General features: G+C 26.3%; 2 protein-coding genes. Both read right to left on the reverse strand.

Features of this window, described 5'->3' with window-relative positions; translation table 11 throughout:
* The coding region (locus L8U98_RS08165) for a hypothetical protein (protein WP_263725481.1) at positions 1-603 on the reverse strand (603 nt) is incomplete at its 3' end.
* On the reverse strand, positions 590-1,295 hold a 706-nt coding region (locus L8U98_RS08170), incomplete at its 5' end, for a hypothetical protein (RefSeq protein WP_263737867.1). The genes L8U98_RS08165 and L8U98_RS08170, both read right to left, overlap by 14 nt.

Genomic DNA, 1,295 nt, shown 5'->3' on the forward strand with positions numbered 1-1,295 from the left:
TGGATGATCAATACATTGACCATTAGGTGTTATAGAATTACTAGGGCATACAACAGGAGGTTTAATTTTATCTCCGATTTTATTAAGCAAATCTTGAGTATTTATTAGCAGTTTTTTTGCTAATTCTTTAATGTTTTCAGAAAAATAGTAAGATATAACACTTCCTCCAGCAAAAATAATTATACCAAAAATAATTTTTCCTCTAAACAAGATAAGTGCTATTTCTTTAGAAATATCTAAGCCTTTTTTTAAAACAAAATCTTGTATAACTTCTTCTCCTAGTTTTACTAAAACTTTAGTTATATCGCCATTGTTAATATACTCTAAGGTATATTCAGTAATTTTTAGTTTGCTATCCACTTTATCTGTAATAACTTGAACTTTTTGAATATAAGGTTGTAGGGTTTCTTTAGTGGGAGAGTTGGGGGAAAGGTTGAATATATTGCCTAAAAAATGAGAGGTATTGCTTATTTCTCCGGTTGCATCTCTACTATTCTCTACAATTTCTTGTCCTTCTCTTAGGGCTTCTTTTATACTTTCTTTAATGTTAATAGTGGTATTGTTTTCATTATGAACACTAGTATTATTTTCATTTGCATTCATCTAAGGCCTTTTGGATTTTGTTTAAATAATTACCTATAAAGATTATTATTGCTTTATGATTACTTTTCCACTTTTTATTTATTTCTTCATTAGAAAATTCTAGTGTATCTAATTTTTTAAGTATATTATAACTTTCTTTCACTTGTTTGAATATTGTCAATTTGTCTTTAAAAGAACATAATTGGGTGTTGTAAAGTAAAAACATTCCTTGAATTGATACTTTTGAGTAAAGAGCCATAGCTTTATACCAAGAACCCTTATTCAAATAGCCTATGCTATCTAAATAATCATAAAATTCTTCATAGTGCTTTATAAATTTAAGTTTTTCTTCAAAAATTTGTTTTTCTAAATCTTTAGTAGAGGCTCTTAAGTTTAGGTATTTTTGTTTTTCATTTGAGTTTAAATTGCTTATGAAATTAAGATAATTAAAATAGGTTTGCTCTCTACCATGTAGAAAGATAAAAATATCAATGTTGCTTTGAATAAAATTTTGGCAATACCTATCCTCAAATCCAAATAATTTAGCAACCTTAAAATCAAAAATAGCCTTTTGCATTTTTGCATTTAAATCTTTAAAGTCTTCTAGTTTAGGCTGATAATCATCTACAATTTTAATCATATCTTTAGGACTTGGATTTAAAGTCATTTTTTCAAAATTTTTAAAATTTAATTGAGCCTTAGGATGATGATAT

Source organism: Campylobacter sp. RKI_CA19_01128 (assembly GCF_025771175.1).
Taxonomy (GTDB): domain Bacteria; phylum Campylobacterota; class Campylobacteria; order Campylobacterales; family Campylobacteraceae; genus Campylobacter_D.